Below are 18,960 nucleotides of genomic sequence, written 5' to 3' on the forward strand. Positions count from 1 at the left end.
CATGTACCAAAGAAAGTTATTCGGATTGTTAAGGAGGTTGTATCCGTCACATGAAACTTGCAGAAATGGACAAAGAAAAGCTACAATCCGCTTTTGGAGTACATACAAAAAAAGGGTTAAGTCATCAGGAAGCAAAAAAAAGGTTAAACCAATACGGAGAAAATGAATTAGCAGAAGGAGAAAAGCAATCTGCTTTAATTCTGTTTTTTCAGCAGTTTAAAGATTTTATGGTCCTTATCCTGCTTGCGGCTACTCTCGTTTCAGGTTTGCTGGGAGAGTATATTGATGCAATTGCCATTATCATGATCGTATTGATTAATGGTTTATTAGGGTTCTTTCAGGAAAGGAAAGCAGAAAAATCGCTGTCGGCTTTAAAGGAAATGGCTGCACCTCAAATGATTGTATTACGTGATGGGTTATGGTCGAAAATTCCGGCTAAAGAATGTGTTCCGGGAGATATAGTAAAGTTTTCAAGTGGCGACCGTATTGGTGCAGATATGAGGATTTTCCAGCAGTATAATCTTGAAATAGAAGAATCTGCATTGACAGGTGAATCGCTCCCTGTTGCTAAAACGGAAGAACCAAAAAGAGATGGGCAAGACGGAATCGGCGATCAGGTTAATATGGCATTTATGGGAACGATGGTAACACGTGGGTCAGGTGAGGGTATAGTTGTTGCGACAGGAATGAAAACGGCAATGGGCCAAATCGCAGATCTGCTGCAAAATGCCAATACGCAACAGACACCTTTGCAGCTTCGCCTGGAACAACTGGGAAAGATACTCATTGTTGTTGCATTACTGCTGACTTTATTGGTTGTAGGAATTGGTGTTTTACAAGGAAATAACTTATACACTATGGTTCTTGCGGGAGTATCTTTAGCCGTAGCTGCTATTCCGGAAGGTTTACCGGCTATTGTTACGGTAGCCTTATCCCTGGGAGTCCAGCGAATGATTCGACAGAAAGCAATCGTAAGGAAACTGCCTGCTGTAGAAACATTGGGCTGTGCATCAGTCATTTGTTCTGATAAAACAGGGACGATGACTGAGAATAAGATGATGGTGACTAAGGTTTGGGTTTCAGGGCAGCAGTGGTCAGTGTCTGGGAAGGGGTTTGATCCAACCGGTAAGTTTGAATGTGTGAGCGGTCATCAGGATGATACAGAGCTGAAGCAATTGCTAACCTATGGTATCCTCTGTAACAACTCTGAGCTTAAGCTTAAAAAGAAAAAGTATTATATAGATGGGGATCCGACTGAAGGAGCTATGCTTGTTGCCGCTATGAAGAAGGGAATTGACCGCCAGCTTTTATTCGAAAAGTATAAGATTTTAAAGGAGTTTCCTTTTGAATCAGAACGTAAATTAATGAGTGTATTGGTAAAGGATCATAACGGAAGGCAATTTGTCATTACTAAAGGGGCACCTGATGTTTTACTTGGGAAATGTACAACGGTTATGTCCAATGGAAGAGTGCAGCATATGGACGAGCAACTTCGTGAGTCCATAGGGAATACAACTGAACATATGGCTGAACAAGCATTAAGGACAATTGCGGTTGCCTACAAAAGTGTACCAGCCAATCAAGCAATTCTTGACCAAACGGATGCTGAAAATGAATTGATATTCCTTGGCCTTGAAGGAATGATGGATCCACCGCGTCCAGAAGTAAGGAAAGCGGTGCTGGAATGTCGCGATGCCGGTATTAAAACGGTGATGATAACCGGCGATCACTTAATAACAGCAAAGGCTATCGGTAAACAATTGGAGATATTCCGCGAAGGAGACCGTGTGCTGACCGGTAAAGATTTAGATGCGATGTCTGTGGATGATTTGGAAAATATCGTTGATGAGACGACTGTTTTTGCCCGTGTTTCACCAGAGCATAAATTAAAAATAGTCAGTGCCTTTCAACGAGTAGGACATATAGTGGCTATGACAGGAGACGGAGTGAATGATGCACCTGCTATAAAGGCTGCAGATATTGGAATAGCGATGGGTATATCCGGTACAGATGTGGCCAAAGAAACATCTTCTTTAATTTTATTGGACGATAATTTTGCAACCATAAAATCGGCCATAAGAGAAGGCAGAAATATTTACGAAAATATTCGTAAATTCGTACGCTATTTATTAGCATCAAATGTAGGAGAGATTTTAGTTATGCTATTTGCGATGGTCATAGGATTGCCCTTGCCTTTATTGCCAATCCAGATTTTATGGGTAAACCTGGTTACCGATGGATTGCCGGCTATGGCACTGGGACTCGATCAACCTGAAGAAAATGTGATGAAGCGGGGTCCGCGTCATCCAAAAGAAGGCGTATTCGCTAGGGGATTGGGGTGGAAAATCATATCAAGAGGATTCTTGATTGGTATCGCCACATTGCTCGCGTTTATAACTGTATATAAATCAAACCCTGATAATTTACAATATGCTCAGACCGTAGCCTTTGTAACTTTGGTTCTTGCACAATTAATCCATGTATTTGACTGCAGAAGTGAAAAATCAATCTTTTCAAGAAACCCATTTGGCAATATGTATCTTGTATGGGCAGTCGTTTCTTCTTTAATTCTTATGCTGATTGCCTTGTACTATCCACCTTTACAAACCGTTTTCCATACGGTGCCGATTGCCCCTCGTGATTGGCTATTAATTGTCGGAATGGCGTCTATTCCAACTTTTTTATTGGCGGGTACATTTTATGTAAGTAAATCTAAATAAATTGTGATATAATTTTTAAGGTAGTAGAGTGAGCTCTATTACCTTTTTATTTTATATTAGCGTGTATAATGTTACTGATTGGAGCTGGGGCCGGATGATTTTAAGCATGACAGGGTATGGAAGAGCGAAGACAGAAAACGATTCTTTATCCATAACCATTGAGATGAAAAGTGTGAATCATCGTTTTTTTGAATGCAGTATCCGATCACCTCGTCAACTGCTCATGTATGAAGACAGGATTAAAAAGATTATTCAGCAAAAGCTGCATAGAGGTAGAATAGAAGTATTTATCAGCCTTCAGGGTGAAGGAACCGTTAAAAGAACGATGACACCTAATTGGGATTTAATTGACCAATTCATGAATATATCTACTGAATTCAATAATAAGTACAGTGCGTTTGCAGAACCGGAGATGACTGATTTGCTTCATCTCGAACATATTATCTCTATTGATGAGAAGGAAGAAGTTAATGCCGATCTTGAGAAAATGCTGCTTGGTACGGTAGAAAAAGCTGCTTCTCGCTTGTCAAATATGCGGGAAACAGAAGGTGAGTTCCTAAAGAGCGATTTAACTGAGCATATTAAAAAAATTGATGCAGAGGTTGAGGATGTCAGGGAGCGTGCACCGGAAGTTGTTAAGCAATATAGCAGCCGGCTCAAACAAAAGCTTGAAGAAGCAGTTGGAGATATCTTTGATCCAAACAGGCTGTTAACAGAAGTAGCTTTATTTACAGATAAAGCAGACATACATGAAGAAGTTTCAAGGTTGAAAAGCCATATTGCACAATTTCTAGAATCATTGGAGGCAAGCGGTCCGATTGGAAGAAAGCTTGATTTTCTCATCCAGGAGATGAATCGGGAAACAAATACAATCGGCTCTAAAGCAAACGATGCAATAATTGCAAGAAAAGTTGTCGAGATGAAAACAATTCTTGAGAAAATGAAGGAACAGGTTCAAAATGTAGAATAATACAGTTTATGACAGTACATACAAGCATACACTAGGTAAGAGGGATGGAGGCTGCTTCAATGTCCATAAAGTTGATTAATATTGGATTTGGGAATATAGTTTCTGCTAATCGCATTGTTACCATTGTAAGTCCTGAATCTGCACCTATTAAAAGGATTATTCAGGATGCCAGGGACAAGGGTTCGCTTATAGATGCTACATATGGAAGAAGAACACGCGCAGTGATTATAACCGATAGTGACCATGTGGTTCTTTCAGCGGTACAGCCGGAGACCGTGGCTGCGAGGTTACATGACCGTGATGAGAGCGTGTTGGAAGGATAGGTGATTGTTTTGGAGGAAAAAGGGTTATTAATAGTTTTATCAGGTCCATCTGGAGTGGGGAAAGGTACAGTCAGAAAGGCGATTTTTTCTCAGCCGGATGTTGATTTTCAATATTCAATTTCAGCAACTTCCAGAAAACCTCGTGAGGGAGAAGTTGATGGGGTGGATTATTTCTTTAAATCAAAGGAACAATTTGAAGATATGATTGCCAATGATGAACTTTTGGAGCATGCTGAATATGTGGGAAATTATTATGGCACACCAATTGAATACGTTCGCCAAACGTTAAATGAAGGCAAGGATGTATTTCTTGAAATAGAAGTACAAGGAGCGCGTCAGGTTCGTGAGAAGTTTCCTGACGGTTTATTTATTTTCCTTGCTCCGCCAAGCCTTAAGGAGCTTGAAAATCGAATCGTAACAAGAGGCACGGAAACAGATGAGTTAATCCGTAACCGAATGAAAGCGGCTCGGGAAGAAATCGAAATGATGAATCTTTACGATTATGTAGTTGAAAATGATCGTGTAGAGCATGCGTGCGAGCGCATCAATGCAATCGTGGTGGCTGAACATCTACGCCGTGAACGAGTAGAAAAAAGATACAAAAAATTATTGGAGGATGATAAATAATATGTTATACCCATCTATTGACTCACTATTGACAAAAATTGATTCTAAATATTCTTTGGTATCCGTTGCAGCTAAACGTGCACGTTATATGCAGGAATCTGGAGAAAGCACAAAAATTGCAAAGCCGGTATCTCATAAATATGTTGGAAAAGCGCTTGAGGAAATCCATTCTGGTGACTTAACGTATCGAGTGGTAACTGAAGGTCGTCAAGACTTTTAATAGGCAATGCTTTCGAAAAAACAACCTTACGATTGATAATAAGGTTGTTTTTTTTTGCTGGCTGATGATATGTTTTCGAATTATAGTAAAACATATTAGTGCAAATTTAATAGATAATATATGATATAAAAGATGTATATAAAGGAATTCTCAAGAATACCAGTTATGGAGTGATTAGATGCTTGATAATAAGAAGATACTTGTTTGTGTAACAGGAGGTATTGCTGTATACAAATCGGCCGCCTTAACAAGTAAACTTGTTCAGGCCGGTGCGCAAGTAAAGGTAATAATGAGTGAATCAGCAACTAAATTCGTGATGCCGTTAACTTTTCAGGCTTTATCCAAAAACGATGTTTATATAGATACATTCGACGAGAAAATCCCTGGTAAAATCGCACATATTGAGCTCGCTGACTGGGCGGATGTCATTCTGGTTGCACCTGCTACAGCCAATATTATAGGGAAATTGGCAAATGGAATTGCCGATGATATGATTTCTACTACCTTGCTGGCAGCAACGGCGCCTGTTATGATTGCCCCGGCTATGAATGTCCATATGTATCACCATAAAGCTGTACAGCGAAATATGGCGCAGCTACGGGAAGATGGCTATTTATTTATGGAGCCTTCAGAAGGCTATTTAGCCTGTGGGTATGTTGGTAAGGGAAGGCTGGAAGAACCCGAAACAATTGTTGCTAATTTAGAAGATTTTTTTGCTGAAGAAAAGAAATCATTAAGTGGCAGAAAAGTCCTGATTACAGCTGGTCCAACCCGTGAACGAATCGACCCGGTACGTTATATATCCAATTTTTCGAGCGGTAAAATGGGATATGCTTTAGCGGAGGTGGCAAGAAGCATGGGAGCTGAGGTTACATTGGTGTCAGGCCCGGTGTCATTGGACGCTCCTGCAGGTGTCAAAGTAATTAAAGTAGAAAGTGCTTCCGAAATGTATGAAGCGGTAATGGATGTAATGGATAAGCAGCATATTATTATTGGTACAGCTGCTGTAGCTGATTATAAACCAGCTGTTTATGAGAATCAAAAGGTGAAGAAACAAGCAGGCGACAGTACGCTTGAACTGACTCGTACAAAGGATATTCTCCGAGAGGTTGGTAAGAGAAAAACAAACCAAATCTTGATAGGTTTTGCAGCTGAAACGAATGATTTGGATGAGTATGCAAAGAAAAAGCTGGTTAAGAAAAATGCTGATATGATTGTCGCTAATAATGTGACCCATGAAGGTGCCGGGTTCGGAACGGATACCAATATTGTTACCTTATATAAAAAGGATGGCAGTTTCAGAGAACTTCCTTTACTAAGTAAAGCTGAAGTTGCCAAAGAAATATTGAAAGAAATAGAATCACTGCAAGTAAATGAGGATCACTCTTTATGATAGCAGAAGTAATCGTAGATGTACCGGCCCAGCAAACGGACCGTCCATTCGATTATAAAATCCCGGAAAAATGGGCCGGCATTATTCGTGAGGGAATGCGAGTGACAGTTCCTTTTGGTCCAAGGAAGTTGCTTGGCTTCGTCGTAAGAATAAAGGAGCATACAGAAGTAAAGGGCTTAAAATCAATCAGCAGTTTATTAGATATTGAACCAGCGCTAAATAAAGAATTATTGGATGTAGGACATTGGCTCGCGGATGAGACGATGTGTTTTAAAATATCAGCATTCCAGGCAATGCTTCCAGCAGCATTGAAAGCAAAGTATGAAAAACAAATCCGGCTTGCTCCAGGTAAGCAGACAAATGATCTCCCAATACAAATCCAGTATTTGTTCAGTAAAGCGGAAGCCGTCAGCTGGATTAAGATTCAAAATGACGAGCTTTTGTCCTGTATAAAGACTGAAATTGACAATGGAAATCTTGAAATTACTGTTCAGGTATCTGATAAAACAAAAATAAAAAAGCAAAAATATATAGCGTCATTGCTAACAAGGAACGAGTTGCTTGAACAATTAGACCACTTAAATGCGAATGCCAGCAATCAGAAAAAACTAGTATCCTATCTTGTAGAACATCCTGGAGAGCAATTGCTGGCAAAAGTGCTGGAAGAAACGAATATTAACAGTTCCTCTGCCATCAAACCTCTTGTTTCAAAAGGAATCGTTCAGATTACTGAGAAAGAGGAATATCGTAATCCATATGCGGAAGGCCAATTTACAAAGGATCAATGCCTGAAGTTAACAGATAACCAACAGGCAGCTATTAATCCGATTAAGTTAGCTATAAAGGAAAATCGAAATGAAAATTTCCTATTGTATGGTGTAACGGGAAGCGGCAAAACGGAAATCTATTTACAATCCATCAAGCAAATCGTAGATAAAGGGAAGGAAGCCATTGTTTTGGTGCCCGAAATTTCTTTAACACCCATGATGGTGACTAGATTTAAGCGACGATTTGGAGATTTGGTAGCCGTATTACATAGCGGCCTGTCTCATGGTGAAAAATATGATGAATGGCGCAAAATACAACGCGGAGAAGTTAAGGTTGTAGTTGGTGCCCGTTCCGCTGTATTTGCACCGTTTACTAATTTAGGTCTGATTATTATTGATGAGGAGCATGAGGGTAGTTATAAACAGGAAGAAACACCTCGTTATCATGCACGCGATGTAGCACTTAAACGGGCGGCCTATCACAATTGTCCGGTTGTCCTCGGCAGTGCTACACCGTCTCTGGAGAGTTTTGCAAGAGCGAAAAAAGGTGTATATACGTTGTTAACATTAAATAGCAGAGTAAACGATCAGGCTTTACCAGCTGTTTCAGTCGTTGATATGAGGGATGAAATGAGAGGGGGAAACCGCTCGATGTTCTCCGGCCTATTATTTGAAAAGCTGAAGGATCGTGTAGACAAAGGGGAACAGACTGTTCTCTTGTTAAATAAAAGAGGACATTCATCCTTTGTGATGTGCCGAAACTGCGGACTAGTAGTTACATGTCCAAATTGTGATATATCAATGACATATCATCGTGTTCAAGCGCTTATGAAATGCCATTATTGCGGTCTTGAAGAACGGGTTCCAGAGGTTTGTCCTGACTGCGGCAGTGACCATATCCGTTTTTTTGGTACAGGAACTCAAAAGGTTGAGGAAGAGCTGGGGAAATTGCTGCCGCATGCCAGAGTCATTCGAATGGATGTGGATACAACCAGACGCAAAGGAGCACATGAAGCGTTGCTGAAAAAATTCGAAGATGGACAAGCAGATATTCTTCTTGGTACGCAGATGATTGCCAAAGGCCTCGACTTTCCAAGAGTGACTTTGGTAGGGGTTCTTACTGCAGATACAATGCTGCACTTACCTGACTTCCGCTCATCAGAACGTACCTTTCAGCTACTAACGCAGGTCAGTGGGCGTGCCGGAAGACATGAATTGCCAGGCGAAGTGGTAATTCAAACCTATACTCCTGAACATTACAGCATTCAACTGGCATCAGAGCAGGATTATGACGGTTTCTTTATGAGAGAGATGTTCTTACGGAAACAAAATGACTATCCTCCCTATTATTATATCGCGCTTTTAACAATTTCTCATGAAGATGTGATGAAAACGGTGGAAGCAGCCGAGAAAATAGCAGCATTTATTAAGCGGCAGGTAGGGCCGGAAACGGTTGTATTTGGACCATCTGCTTCCCCAATGTCTCGAATCAACAATAGATATAGGTACCAATGTCTGATAAAATACAAGCGGGAACCTAATCTAAGTACAATTTTAAAAAAATTGAATGAAACATATGGACGTAATGCCACCCAATCAGGGTTACAATTATCGATTGATGTCAATCCGTTCATTATGATGTAAATAGAAAGGCGGAAAAGAATAAGTGGCAGTATTACCTATAGTAAAACATCCGGATAAAATTCTTGAAACTCCCTGTAAAAAGGTTGAAGTTTTTGATCGTAAATTAGCGAAGTTACTTGATGATATGTACGACACAATGATAGACGCGGATGGCGTGGGATTGGCTGCGCCGCAAATCGGCAAAAATATTAGAGTAGCGATTGTTGATGTAGATGATGAGTCTGGAACATTTGAATTAATTAATCCGACAATTCTTTCCACGAAGGGTAAGGATCGTGATGTGGAGGGCTGTTTAAGTTTTCCCAATCTGTATGGAGAGGTTGAACGACCTGCATATGTTAAGATACAAGCACAGGATCGTCAGGGACGAACGTATATTTTAGAAGCTGAGGATTACTTGGCCAGAGCTATTCAACATGAAATGGATCATTTGGAAGGAATCTTATTTACTTCAAAAGTTGTGCGTTATATAAGTGAAGAAGAGTTAGAAGGGTATGAAGTAGAATGACTAGAATAATATTTATGGGAACACCTGATTTTTCTGTCGGTGTATTAGAACGTTTAATAAATGATGGATATGAAATCGTTGGTGTCGTAACCCAGCCTGACCGTCCGGTTGGACGGAAACGCATTTTGACACCACCTCCTGTAAAGGTGACAGCCGAGAAACATGGTATTCCAGTTCTCCAGCCAGAAAAAATTCGTGTGGATTCAGAAGTTGACAAGGTACTTGCTTTAAATCCAGACTTAATTGTTACCGCGGCATTTGGACAAATCCTGCCGAATCGTTTATTAGAGGCTCCAAAGTATGGTTGTATAAACGTTCATGCCTCCTTACTGCCTGAATTACGTGGTGGTGCACCTATTCACTATGCAATCATGCAAGGGAAAGAAAAAACAGGTGTAACCATTATGTACATGGTAGAAAAGCTGGATGCAGGTGACATGCTGTCAAAAGTAGAAGTTCCAATTGAGGAAACTGACCATACAGGCAGTTTACATGATAAATTGAGTAAAGCTGGTGCACAACTGGTTTCTGAGACCATTCCAAAATTATTGAATGGAGAAATCACTCCAATTAAACAAAATGAGGAAGATGCTACCTTCGCTTTCAATATTAAAAGAGAACAGGAATTAATCGATTGGGCACAAGGCGGAGAAGAGGTTTATAACCATATCCGCGGTTTACATCCATGGCCTGTAGCCTATACTTTGTTAAATGGAACAGTTTTAAAGGTTTGGTGGGGCGAAAAAGTGAAGACCGCCAAGCAAGGTAGTGCCGGTGAAGTGCTTGATATCGAAAAAGATGGTTTCGTTGTGAAGACAGGAAATGATACAGCAATCAAAATTACTGATTTACAACTAGCTGGTAAAAAGAGAATGACTGCTGAACAGATGCTCCGAGGTACTGCAATCATATCAACAGGAATGAAATTGGGAGAATAAAGAATGCCACAAAAAAAGAATGTAAGAGAAGTTGCGCTTGATATTCTGGTGTCTGTCGAAAAAAGCCAGGCATACAGTAATCTATCATTAAACCATGCCATAAAAGAAAATGAACTCTCCCCACAGGATGTAGGGTTGTTGACCGAGCTGACGTATGGAACGATACAACGGAAAATGACATTGGAATACTATGTTAAACCGTTTATCAAAAACCCTAAAAAGCTTCAATCCTGGGTGTTATTGCTCATTGAAATGACAGTTTTTCAAATGTTTTATCTTGATCGGGTTCCTGATCGGGCTGCTATCCATGAAGCAGTGGAAATTGCAAAAAAACGCGGCCATCGCGGAATTGCCTCATTGGTTAATGGTGTACTGAGGTCTATCCAACGTGATGGAGTTCCATCATTGGATGACATAAAAGATCCCCTGGAAAAAATCTCAGTCTCAACAAGCCATCCATTATGGCTTGTAAGAAAGTGGGCAGAGGAATTTGGAGTGGCTAAAACCAAGGAAATGTGTGAGGAGAACTTGCACGCTCCTGTTCAAACCGGCAGAGTAAACCTGACGAAAATCAGCAGGGAAGAATTGATGGAAAAGCTGAAAAGCGAAGGATACATGGTTGAACCAAGTCTTTTAATAGAAGAAGGAATTCGCTGCCTCAAAGGTAATATGGCTTTGTCAGCAAGCTTTAAAGAAGGGCTTTTTAGTATTCAGGATGAGAGCTCCATGCTTGTGGCTTATGCTTTAGCACCGAAAGAAAATGATACGATTCTTGATAGCTGTGCGGCTCCAGGCGGGAAAACCATGCATATGGCAGAAAAGATGAACGATACCGGGCAAATTTACGCACTTGACCTTCATGCACATAAAACTAAATTAATTGATATGCAGGCAAAACGTCTTGGTTTATCGAATATTGTAACCAAACAAATGGATGCCAGAAAAACTCAAGAATTTTTTGAAACAGAGATGTTTGATAAAGTCCTTGTGGATGCTCCTTGTTCAGGACTAGGAGTGTTAAAGCGTAAACCGGATGCCAAGTATACAAAAAGCGAGAACGATTTGAGCGCGCTTGCGAAAATTCAATTTGATATTTTACATCAAGTATCCCAATTGGTAAAAAAAGGCGGTACAATAGTTTATAGTACTTGTACTGTTGGCAATGATGAAAATAATGATGTGATTGATGCGTTTATACAGGCGCATCCTGAGTTTGAAAAGGATCTTACCCTAAAGGAAAGAATGCCGGAACCGGTAAGACCTTATATAATGGATAATAGTTTGCAAGTACTACCTCAATATTTTGGAAGCGACGGATTTTTTATTGCTTCTATTCGAAAGAAGGCATAAGGAATGGAACAAACAACAGCTAAGGAAGTAAAGAAACAGGAGCAACTCCCATCTATATATTCCTTACAATTAGATCAACTGAAAGAATGGCTTGAAGAAAACGGAGAAAAAGCATTCCGGGCAACACAAATTTTTGAATGGTTATATGAAAAAAGGGTTTCTACTTATGAAGATATGACGAACCTTTCCAAAAATTTACGTACAAAATTGGAAGAATCATTTACATTAACCACTTTAAATACACTAATCAAGCAAACATCAAAAGACGGCACGATTAAATTCTTATTTGAATTGAAGGATGGTTATTCAATCGAGACCGTATTAATGCGCCATGATTATGGAAACTCAGTCTGTGTAACCACACAGGTTGGCTGCAGAATAGGCTGTACATTCTGTGCATCCACTCTGGGCGGGTTAAAGCGAAATCTTGAAGCAGGTGAAATTGTTGCACAGGTTGTAAAAGTGCAGCAGGCCCTTGATGAAACTAATGAGCGTGTTAGTTCCGTAGTAATCATGGGTATCGGGGAACCATTCGATAACTATGATAATATGATGGGATTCTTACGAATCATTAACCATGATAAAGGGTTAAATATCGGAGCGCGTCATATAACGGTTTCAACTAGCGGAATCATTCCTAAAATATATAAATTTGCAGATGAAAAATTACAAATTAATTTTGCGATTTCCCTGCATGCGCCAAACACTGAGCTTCGCAGTAAGCTTATGCCTATTAACAGAGCCTACAAGCTTCCGCAGTTAATGGAAGCTGTTAAGTATTATGTTGATAAAACGGGCAGAAGGATTACATTTGAATATGGTCTCTTTGGTGGTGAAAATGACCAAGTAGAGCATGCGCTTGAACTTGCGGCACTTATCAAGGATATAAAATGCCATGTGAATTTAATACCGGTCAACTATGTTCCAGAACGGGATTATGTCCGGACACCAAGAGAGCAAATCGATCTGTTTGAAAAAACATTGAAGGATCAAGGCATTAATGTTACTACGAGAAGAGAGCAAGGGCATGATATTGATGCGGCTTGCGGACAACTAAGAGCAAAAGAGAGGAAAGAAGAGACGAGGTGATGGGATGAAGGCAGTTTTTAGGACAGACCGGGGCAAGGTGAGAATCCATAATGAGGATCAGGGCGGTATATTTTACAAGGAAAATTCTCAAATGGTTTTTGCTGTCATTGCCGATGGAATGGGTGGTCACAAAGCTGGTGATGTAGCAAGTGAAATGGCTGTTTCCAAACTAAAAGAAGCATGGGAAACCGAGTTGCAGTCTGATTCACCAAGTTCAATCGAATTGTTTTTGGAGGAGCAGGTTAAAAGGGTTAACCATGAAATTTTTGAGCACTCCATGGCACACGAGGAATGTGAAGGAATGGGGACAACAATAGTTGGCGTAGTTTGTACAGACAAATCAGCCACCATTGTGAATGTTGGAGATTCGAGATGTTATCTGCTGAATGATAGTGGGTTTAAACAAGTAACTGAAGACCATTCCCTGGTTAATGAGCTTGTCCGTTCCGGTCAAATATCTAAAGAAGACGCCGCACATCATCCTAGAAAAAATGTCATCCTTCGCGCTCTTGGAACAGAAAATAGTGTGGATGTAGATATTAAAACAATCAGTTTTGAGGAAGGGGACCGTCTGTTATTATGCTCAGACGGCCTCTCTGATAAACTATCTGAAACTGAAATAGAAACCATTATTACAGGCAATGATTCTTTAGACCATATTGCAGATACATTTATTCAAAAAGCTAATGAAAACGGAGGAGAAGATAATATAACTCTAGTAATCCTTCTGCACAGCTTTGAAAGTGAAAGAGGGTGAGTTATATGTTGACCGGCAAACGAATTAGCGATAGATATAAAATCCTCCGTATGATTGGCGGAGGCGGTATGGCTAATGTTTATCTGGCAAGAGATATGATTCTTGATCGTGATGTAGCATTAAAAATTCTTCGTATGGACTTTTCCAACGATGAGGAATTTATCAGGCGCTTTCATAGGGAGGCACAATCAGCCACAAGCCTGACTCACCCAAACATTGTTAGTATTTATGATGTTGGAGAAGAAGGCGATATATATTATATTGTGATGGAATTTGTCGATGGTATGACCTTAAAGCAATATATCCAAGCCTATTCGCCAATTCCGGTTGAGAAAGCCTTGGATATTATGAAACAAATTACATCAGCGGTCACACATGCCCATCAGAACCATATTGTACATAGAGACATTAAGCCGCATAATGTATTAATTGATCATGACGGCAATGTGAAAATCACTGACTTTGGGATTGCAATGGCTCTTAGTGCAACGTCCATAACTCAAACGAACTCTGTTCTTGGGTCGGTTCATTATTTGTCTCCTGAACAAGCAAGAGGCGGTATGGCGAATAAAAAGTCCGATATCTATTCTTTGGGGATAGTGATGTTTGAATTACTTACAGGCCGATTGCCTTTTTCCGGTGAGTCTGCTGTTTCGATTGCCCTGAAGCATCTGCAATCAGAGACACCGTCTCCAAGACGATGGAATCCAGCTATACCTCAAAGTGTGGAAAATATTATCCTAAAGGCAACCGCAAAGGATTCATTTCACCGATATTCGAGTGTGGAGGAAATGGAACAAGACATAGAAACGGCCTTGAATCCAGACAGATTAAATGAAAGCAAATTTATCATCCCAAGTGATGATGACGCGACAAAAGCGATTCCGATTATTACAAACGATGAAATGTTTGGAAATCATGATGAGACGAAAATCCTGACTCTGGACGAAGATACCGTGATGATGGAACCAGCGGAACAATCAAGCGGTAAAAAGGGATTGTTAAAAAACAAAAAGCAAAAACAAAAGCAAAAGAAAGATAAAACAAAAAAGCAAAAGCAACAGCCTAAGAAAAAGAAAAAATGGCCTAAAATAATTGGGGTTATTTTAGCCAGTCTAATTTTGATTGCTGTTCTGGCTGTCTTGTTTTTGCCGGGAATGCTCGCAGCAAAGGATGTTAAAGTACCTGATGTAAGGGATGAACAATTGGAAAACGCTCTGTCGACTCTAATTGAGCAAGGTTTTGAAATCGGTGAGACGGTTGAAAAGCCTGATGAAGAAATCGCCGCGGGAAATGTTATAAACACTGATCCTGAAGCAGGTGATACCGTTAAGGAAGGTTCAGTTATTAATGTATTTTTCAGCAGTGGCAAAGAGCAGGTAGAAGTTCTCGATTATGAGGATCGGAATTATGAAGATATTAAATCACTCATTGAGGGTTTCGGATTCAAAGATATTGAGATAGAGCGGGTAAATGATGATTCAGAAGTAGGGACTGTACTTGAACAGGATCCTAGGCAAGGGGATGAGGTCATCCCATCGGAAACCATTTTGAAATTAACGCTAAGCAGCGGCCCAGCCAAAATCACCCTGAAAGATTTAACGGATTACAACCAGAGAGCACTGGATGATTATGAGGCTGATACCGGGTTAAAGATTACAATCGCAAAAGAGGAGTACAGTTCGAAAATTAAAGAGGGACAAGTCATTTCCCAGGAACCGGCTGCCGGCACTGCTGTTGAGATTGGGTCGGAAGTCAAAGTAACAGTTTCAAAAGGAGAAGAAGAAATTCCTCCTAAGGTTATGAGTAAAGAGGTTACCATAACGTATGATGAAGAATTAGCCGGTGTGCCACAAACCGTGACCATCCTAATTGAGGACTTAAATAACAATATGACAGAACCTGTTGAAACGTTTGAAATGACTTCAACTGTCAAAAAAACGTTGCAATTTACTATCCCGCATGATGGAAAAGCAGGGTATAAGATTATAAAGGATAACAGTGTTTATGATGAGGGCGTTATTAGTTATTCGGATAGTTAACTTTGAAGGAGGGAACATATGCCTGAAGGAAAAATTATTAAAGCACTGAGCGGCTTTTATTATGTAGCGGATGAAGGTCAAATCATTCAATGCAGAGGCCGAGGTGTTTTCAGAAAACAAAAGGTAACTCCGCTTGTTGGAGATACAGTTATTTATCAAGCGGAAAATCCAACAGATGGATATATAATGGAAATTAAAGAACGCCAAAATGAATTGGTACGTCCTCCTATTTCAAATGTGGATCAAGCGATTCTCGTATTTTCCGCTGCAGAACCGGATTTCAGTACGAGTTTATTGGATCGATTTTTAGTTTTGGTTGAATCGAAGAATATTGCTCCAATTATTTGTATCAGTAAAATGGATTTACTGGAACCTGAAGATGAAAAAAGGATTCATGAATATGCCGATCAGTACAGGGCAATTGGCTATGATGTTATATTAACGTCTTCCTTGGAAGAAGCAGGAGTATCAGAGTTAATGCCTTTCTTGAGGGGGAAAATCTCAGTATTTGCAGGACAATCCGGAGTAGGCAAGTCTTCTTTGTTGAATGTGCTTGATCCTTCTCTTAATTTGAAAACTAATATCATTTCCTCCCATTTGGGCAGGGGGAAGCATACAACAAGACATGTGGAGCTTATTGACCTTGGTGATGGGTTATTAGCTGACACACCTGGTTTTAGTTCGCTTGAATTTACTGAAATTGAAGCAGAGGAGCTGCCAGGCTGTTTCCCTGAAATCAGGGAAAGAAGCTCAGAATGCAAATTTAGAGGCTGTTTGCATGTAAAAGAGCCAAAATGTGCTGTAAAGCATGGTGTTGAAATTGGGGAAATCCAGAAATATAGATACGAGCATTATTTGCAGTTTCTGGAGGAAATAAAAGATAGAAAGCCGAGGTATTAACGATGGTTAAAATTGCTCCATCCATATTATCAGCTGATTTTTCGAAATTGGGAGAGGAAATACGGGATGTAGAAAGAGGGGGAGCAGATTGGATTCATATCGATGTTATGGATGGTCATTTTGTTCCTAATATAACGATTGGTCCACTTATTGTTGATTCTGTACGCCCCATCACTAAATTAACGCTTGATGTTCATCTCATGATTGAAAATCCTGACCAATATATTGAAGCATTTGCAAAGGCCGGTGCTGACTATATAACAGTTCATGCGGAAGCCTGTACACACTTGCATCGTACGATCCAATTAATTAAATCCTATGGGGTTAAGGCAGGGGTAGTATTAAATCCAGGGACGTCACCTGCCGTTTTGGAATATATTTTGGATGATCTTGATATGGTCCTCTTAATGTCGGTCAATCCTGGCTTTGGTGGACAAGCCTTTATTCCAAGTGTCCTTGATAAAATCGAGCAGGTGGATAAAATGATCAAAGAAAAGGGCTTGTCTATCGAAATTGAGATTGATGGCGGTGTAAATGAGGAAACTGCCAAGTTGTGCATTGAAAAAGGTGCAACAGTTCTTGTGGCAGGTTCGGCTATATATAATAAGGATGATAGAAAGAAAGCAATCGCTGCCATTCGTGGGGAATAATTTTGTGTGAGTTTTTTCCCTGTTATAAATTCAGTTAGAAGAGCAGTTTATGTGGTCTATAAATGATTCTAAGTCTATTAGCCAGATCATTGTAAGTATAAAAGAAGTGAGCAGGATTTGTATACCAGGGGGAAACCGATCTGGTATCTGAATTAGTAAAGAATCATATAATAAAAAAGTAAAGGGTTGTCCATTCGCTAAAAGAGGATAACCCTTTTTTTGTGAAAATAAGTAAAGGAGCTGACTTTATGGAAATAAATATCGTCGCAGGCGGTCCTGATATATATATTCCGGATTTAAGGAAGTTAAATAGCAAAGAGATGATTTGGGTTGGTGTTGATCGGGGCTCGCTACAAATTTTAGAGGCGGGTATTCATCTACATAGTGTGTTTGGTGATTTCGATTCAATCTCTAAGGATGAGCTCAACCGTGTACGAGAGCACAGTGAACACTTTTATGAGTATCCTCCTGAAAAAGATGCTACCGACCTGGAATTAGCTCTTGAATGGGCTTATAAGCAAGTGCCGGACAGAATCACGATTTATGGGGCAACGGGCGGCAGAATGGACCATACATTGGCCAATATCATGATGCTTGCAGATGAGAAGCATATGAAAGAAGGAATTCCTACAAGAATAGTGGATCGTAACAATGAGATCAGACTTTTTAAACCTGGTTCCTATGTATTGGATGAGACTGAGTTTAAATACATATCGTTTATACCAATAACAGAAGAAATAGAGGGAATCACCCTTGTAAACTTTAAATATCCATTATCAAATGTCACTCTTTACCGTGGCCGGACATTATCGGTTAGCAATGAATTAAATTTTAAAACTGGTACTTTTTCGTTTTTGAAAGGCATATTATTGGTGGTAAGAAGCAGAGATTGATTTATGTGTTGGAATTTTTACTATATAAATGAAAATGTATAATGAGAACCGGGCAGAGCTAAGGAGGGACACAATGAAATTTTATACAATTAAATTGCCCCGCTTTTTGGGAGGAATCGTCAAGGCGATGTTGGGAGCTTTTAAGAAAGGATAATTAAATATATGGCACCCTGTAAAAGGGTGTTTTTCTTATGTTTAATTTAATTCTTTATAAAATTTCTTGTCTTAGGCTAAGTCCTGGAAATTATAAAAATTTTCCTTCGGTGGTTTTATTTTCATAAAAATATTCAAGAACACAAGACTAAACAGGGGTTATGATGGGAAAAATAAACAAGCATCCTTTAAAAGGATGCTTGTTTTCGTTTATTATACGCGTTCAACTTTACCAGATTTTAACGCTCTTGTAGAAACGTATACTCTTTTCGGTTTTCCGTTAACAAGAATACGAACTTTTTGAACGTTAGCTTTCCATGTACGTTTGTTAGCGTTCATGGCATGAGAACGATGGTTTCCGGAAGTTGTTTTTCTGCCGGTAATAACACATTTGCGTGACATAGCCCAATTCCCTCCTTACTGCCTATATTAATCATTTCTTTTTTAGTCGGTCTCTTCAAAAGATACTTTAATAATTTAACATACCTATCGCTATAATGCAATACAATTGAAAGGGTCTTTCAAGAAAAAAACCTTGACATACTATTTTATCTTTGATTAATTGGAAAAGGATAAAGGCTTTCCATTCAAAAGTGATTATAGTAAAATGGATTCTAGCTATGGTTACTATAAAGGGGGAACAAACATGTCCATTGAAATGAGTACAAAATACGGACAAATAGATATTTCTAATGATGTATTAGCAATCATTGCTGGTGGAGCAGCCGTAGATTGTTACGGGATCGTCGGTATGGCTTCAAAACATCAGATTAAAGACGGAATCAGTGAGATACTGCGTAAAGAGAACTTTTCCAAAGGAGTCGTAGTCAGACAGGTTGAAGATGAATTACATATTGATATGTATATCATTGTAAGCTACGGAACAAAAATTTCCGAAATAGCTCATAATGTTCAATCTAAGGTTAAATATACATTAAGCCAAACTGTTGGACTTTCGGTAGAATCCGTTAATATCTTTGTTCAAGGGGTTCGTGTTACGAATCCGTAATTTAAGG

General features: G+C 39.6%; 19 protein-coding genes. 18 read left to right on the forward strand and 1 reads right to left on the reverse strand.

The genetic code is table 11. From position 1 onward, the window contains the following. Nucleotides 1-50 precede the first annotated feature (50 nt). The 17 genes from F7984_RS06520 (at nucleotide 51) to spoVM (ending at nucleotide 17,945) form a co-directional block, all read left to right on the forward strand. Entirely contained in the window at nucleotides 51-2,720 is a 2,670-nt protein-coding gene (locus F7984_RS06520; RefSeq protein ID WP_066100611.1) for a calcium-translocating P-type ATPase, SERCA-type, read from the forward strand. Between the two features lie 94 nt (nucleotides 2,721-2,814). Next, nucleotides 2,815-3,690 (forward strand): YicC/YloC family endoribonuclease, encoded by an 876-nt coding sequence (locus F7984_RS06525; RefSeq protein WP_140461252.1) that lies wholly within the window; start codon nucleotides 2,815-2,817, stop codon nucleotides 3,688-3,690. Nucleotides 3,691-3,749: 59 nt separating this feature from the next. Further along, entirely contained in the window at nucleotides 3,750-4,013 is a 264-nt protein-coding gene (gene remA / locus F7984_RS06530) for an extracellular matrix/biofilm regulator RemA (protein ID WP_066100607.1), read from the forward strand. A gap of 9 nt (nucleotides 4,014-4,022) precedes the next feature. Further along, a complete protein-coding gene (gmk, locus tag F7984_RS06535) occupies nucleotides 4,023-4,640 on the forward strand; it encodes a guanylate kinase (protein ID WP_066102291.1) in 618 nt (205 codons plus the stop codon). A gap of 1 nt (nucleotide 4,641) precedes the next feature. Continuing rightward, complete coding sequence (gene rpoZ, locus F7984_RS06540; protein WP_066100606.1) at nucleotides 4,642-4,860, forward strand: DNA-directed RNA polymerase subunit omega; 219 nt, start codon at nucleotides 4,642-4,644, stop codon at nucleotides 4,858-4,860. A gap of 178 nt (nucleotides 4,861-5,038) precedes the next feature. Beyond that, nucleotides 5,039-6,253 (forward strand): bifunctional phosphopantothenoylcysteine decarboxylase/phosphopantothenate--cysteine ligase CoaBC, encoded by a 1,215-nt coding sequence (gene coaBC, locus F7984_RS06545; protein ID WP_140461253.1) that lies wholly within the window; start codon nucleotides 5,039-5,041, stop codon nucleotides 6,251-6,253. Continuing rightward, entirely contained in the window at nucleotides 6,250-8,664 is a 2,415-nt protein-coding gene (priA, locus tag F7984_RS06550; protein WP_140461254.1) for a primosomal protein N', read from the forward strand. Before coaBC ends, priA begins: the two co-directional genes overlap by 4 nt. Nucleotides 8,665-8,686: 22 nt before the next feature. After that, complete coding sequence (def, locus tag F7984_RS06555) at nucleotides 8,687-9,172, forward strand: peptide deformylase (RefSeq protein WP_066100599.1); 486 nt, start codon at nucleotides 8,687-8,689, stop codon at nucleotides 9,170-9,172. Continuing rightward, entirely contained in the window at nucleotides 9,169-10,110 is a 942-nt protein-coding gene (gene fmt, locus F7984_RS06560; RefSeq protein WP_066100596.1) for a methionyl-tRNA formyltransferase, read from the forward strand. Before def ends, fmt begins: the two co-directional genes overlap by 4 nt. 3 nt (nucleotides 10,111-10,113) lie before the next feature. Continuing rightward, a complete protein-coding gene (gene rsmB, locus F7984_RS06565; RefSeq protein WP_140461255.1) occupies nucleotides 10,114-11,460 on the forward strand; it encodes a 16S rRNA (cytosine(967)-C(5))-methyltransferase RsmB in 1,347 nt (448 codons plus the stop codon). A gap of 3 nt (nucleotides 11,461-11,463) precedes the next feature. Then, the gene (rlmN, locus tag F7984_RS06570; RefSeq protein WP_140461256.1) at nucleotides 11,464-12,549 is read left to right on the forward strand and encodes a dual-specificity RNA methyltransferase RlmN; all 1,086 of its coding nucleotides are present in this window, start codon (nucleotides 11,464-11,466) and stop codon (nucleotides 12,547-12,549) included. 4 nt (nucleotides 12,550-12,553) lie between these two features. After that, nucleotides 12,554-13,306 carry a Stp1/IreP family PP2C-type Ser/Thr phosphatase gene (locus F7984_RS06575; protein ID WP_066100586.1) on the forward strand — a complete coding sequence of 251 codons (753 nt, stop codon included), beginning with the start codon at nucleotides 12,554-12,556 and terminating at the stop codon, nucleotides 13,304-13,306. Between the two features lie 5 nt (nucleotides 13,307-13,311). After that, complete coding sequence (pknB, locus tag F7984_RS06580; protein ID WP_066100585.1) at nucleotides 13,312-15,348, forward strand: Stk1 family PASTA domain-containing Ser/Thr kinase; 2,037 nt, start codon at nucleotides 13,312-13,314, stop codon at nucleotides 15,346-15,348. 18 nt (nucleotides 15,349-15,366) lie between these two features. Continuing rightward, nucleotides 15,367-16,248, forward strand: coding sequence for a ribosome small subunit-dependent GTPase A (rsgA, locus tag F7984_RS06585; RefSeq protein ID WP_139891270.1), 882 nt, complete (start codon nucleotides 15,367-15,369; stop codon nucleotides 16,246-16,248). Nucleotides 16,249-16,250: 2 nt separating this feature from the next. Next, complete coding sequence (gene rpe / locus F7984_RS06590) at nucleotides 16,251-16,898, forward strand: ribulose-phosphate 3-epimerase (protein WP_139891269.1); 648 nt, start codon at nucleotides 16,251-16,253, stop codon at nucleotides 16,896-16,898. Between the two features lie 248 nt (nucleotides 16,899-17,146). Then, complete coding sequence (locus tag F7984_RS06595; RefSeq protein WP_139891268.1) at nucleotides 17,147-17,791, forward strand: thiamine diphosphokinase; 645 nt, start codon at nucleotides 17,147-17,149, stop codon at nucleotides 17,789-17,791. A 73-nt stretch (nucleotides 17,792-17,864) separates the two neighbouring features. Beyond that, nucleotides 17,865-17,945 carry a stage V sporulation protein SpoVM gene (gene spoVM / locus F7984_RS06600; protein WP_049671465.1) on the forward strand — a complete coding sequence of 27 codons (81 nt, stop codon included), beginning with the start codon at nucleotides 17,865-17,867 and terminating at the stop codon, nucleotides 17,943-17,945. A 212-nt stretch (nucleotides 17,946-18,157) separates the two neighbouring features. Here spoVM and rpmB read toward each other — a convergent pair whose 3' ends face one another. Next, entirely contained in the window at nucleotides 18,158-18,346 is a 189-nt protein-coding gene (rpmB, locus tag F7984_RS06605) for a 50S ribosomal protein L28 (RefSeq protein WP_066100570.1), read from the reverse strand. Nucleotides 18,347-18,590: 244 nt separating this feature from the next. Between rpmB and F7984_RS06610 the strand changes: the two genes are divergently transcribed. Next, nucleotides 18,591-18,953 carry an Asp23/Gls24 family envelope stress response protein gene (locus F7984_RS06610; RefSeq protein ID WP_066100567.1) on the forward strand — a complete coding sequence of 121 codons (363 nt, stop codon included), beginning with the start codon at nucleotides 18,591-18,593 and terminating at the stop codon, nucleotides 18,951-18,953. Nucleotides 18,954-18,960 lie beyond the last annotated feature (7 nt).

Origin of the sequence: Pradoshia sp. D12, assembly GCF_008935075.1 — a bacterium.
Classification (GTDB): Bacteria; Bacillota; Bacilli; order Bacillales; family Pradoshiaceae; genus Pradoshia.

Coding starts and splice junctions, on each gene's coding strand:
- F7984_RS06520 (WP_066100611.1), top strand. CDS start 51: ATGAAACTTGCAGAAATGGACAAAGAAAAGCTACAATCCGCTTTTGGA.
- F7984_RS06525 (WP_140461252.1), top strand. CDS start 2,815: ATGATTTTAAGCATGACAGGGTATGGAAGAGCGAAGACAGAAAACGAT.
- remA (WP_066100607.1), top strand. CDS start 3,750: ATGTCCATAAAGTTGATTAATATTGGATTTGGGAATATAGTTTCTGCT.
- rpoZ (WP_066100606.1), top strand. CDS start 4,642: ATGTTATACCCATCTATTGACTCACTATTGACAAAAATTGATTCTAAA.
- coaBC (WP_140461253.1), top strand. CDS start 5,039: ATGCTTGATAATAAGAAGATACTTGTTTGTGTAACAGGAGGTATTGCT.
- priA (WP_140461254.1), top strand. CDS start 6,250: ATGATAGCAGAAGTAATCGTAGATGTACCGGCCCAGCAAACGGACCGT.
- fmt (WP_066100596.1), top strand. CDS start 9,169: ATGACTAGAATAATATTTATGGGAACACCTGATTTTTCTGTCGGTGTA.
- rsmB (WP_140461255.1), top strand. CDS start 10,114: ATGCCACAAAAAAAGAATGTAAGAGAAGTTGCGCTTGATATTCTGGTG.
- rlmN (WP_140461256.1), top strand. CDS start 11,464: ATGGAACAAACAACAGCTAAGGAAGTAAAGAAACAGGAGCAACTCCCA.
- F7984_RS06575 (WP_066100586.1), top strand. CDS start 12,554: ATGAAGGCAGTTTTTAGGACAGACCGGGGCAAGGTGAGAATCCATAAT.
- pknB (WP_066100585.1), top strand. CDS start 13,312: ATGTTGACCGGCAAACGAATTAGCGATAGATATAAAATCCTCCGTATG.
- rsgA (WP_139891270.1), top strand. CDS start 15,367: ATGCCTGAAGGAAAAATTATTAAAGCACTGAGCGGCTTTTATTATGTA.
- rpe (WP_139891269.1), top strand. CDS start 16,251: ATGGTTAAAATTGCTCCATCCATATTATCAGCTGATTTTTCGAAATTG.
- F7984_RS06595 (WP_139891268.1), top strand. CDS start 17,147: ATGGAAATAAATATCGTCGCAGGCGGTCCTGATATATATATTCCGGAT.
- spoVM (WP_049671465.1), top strand. CDS start 17,865: ATGAAATTTTATACAATTAAATTGCCCCGCTTTTTGGGAGGAATCGTC.
- rpmB (WP_066100570.1), bottom strand. CDS start 18,346: ATGTCACGCAAATGTGTTATTACCGGCAGAAAAACAACTTCCGGAAAC.
- F7984_RS06610 (WP_066100567.1), top strand. CDS start 18,591: ATGTCCATTGAAATGAGTACAAAATACGGACAAATAGATATTTCTAAT.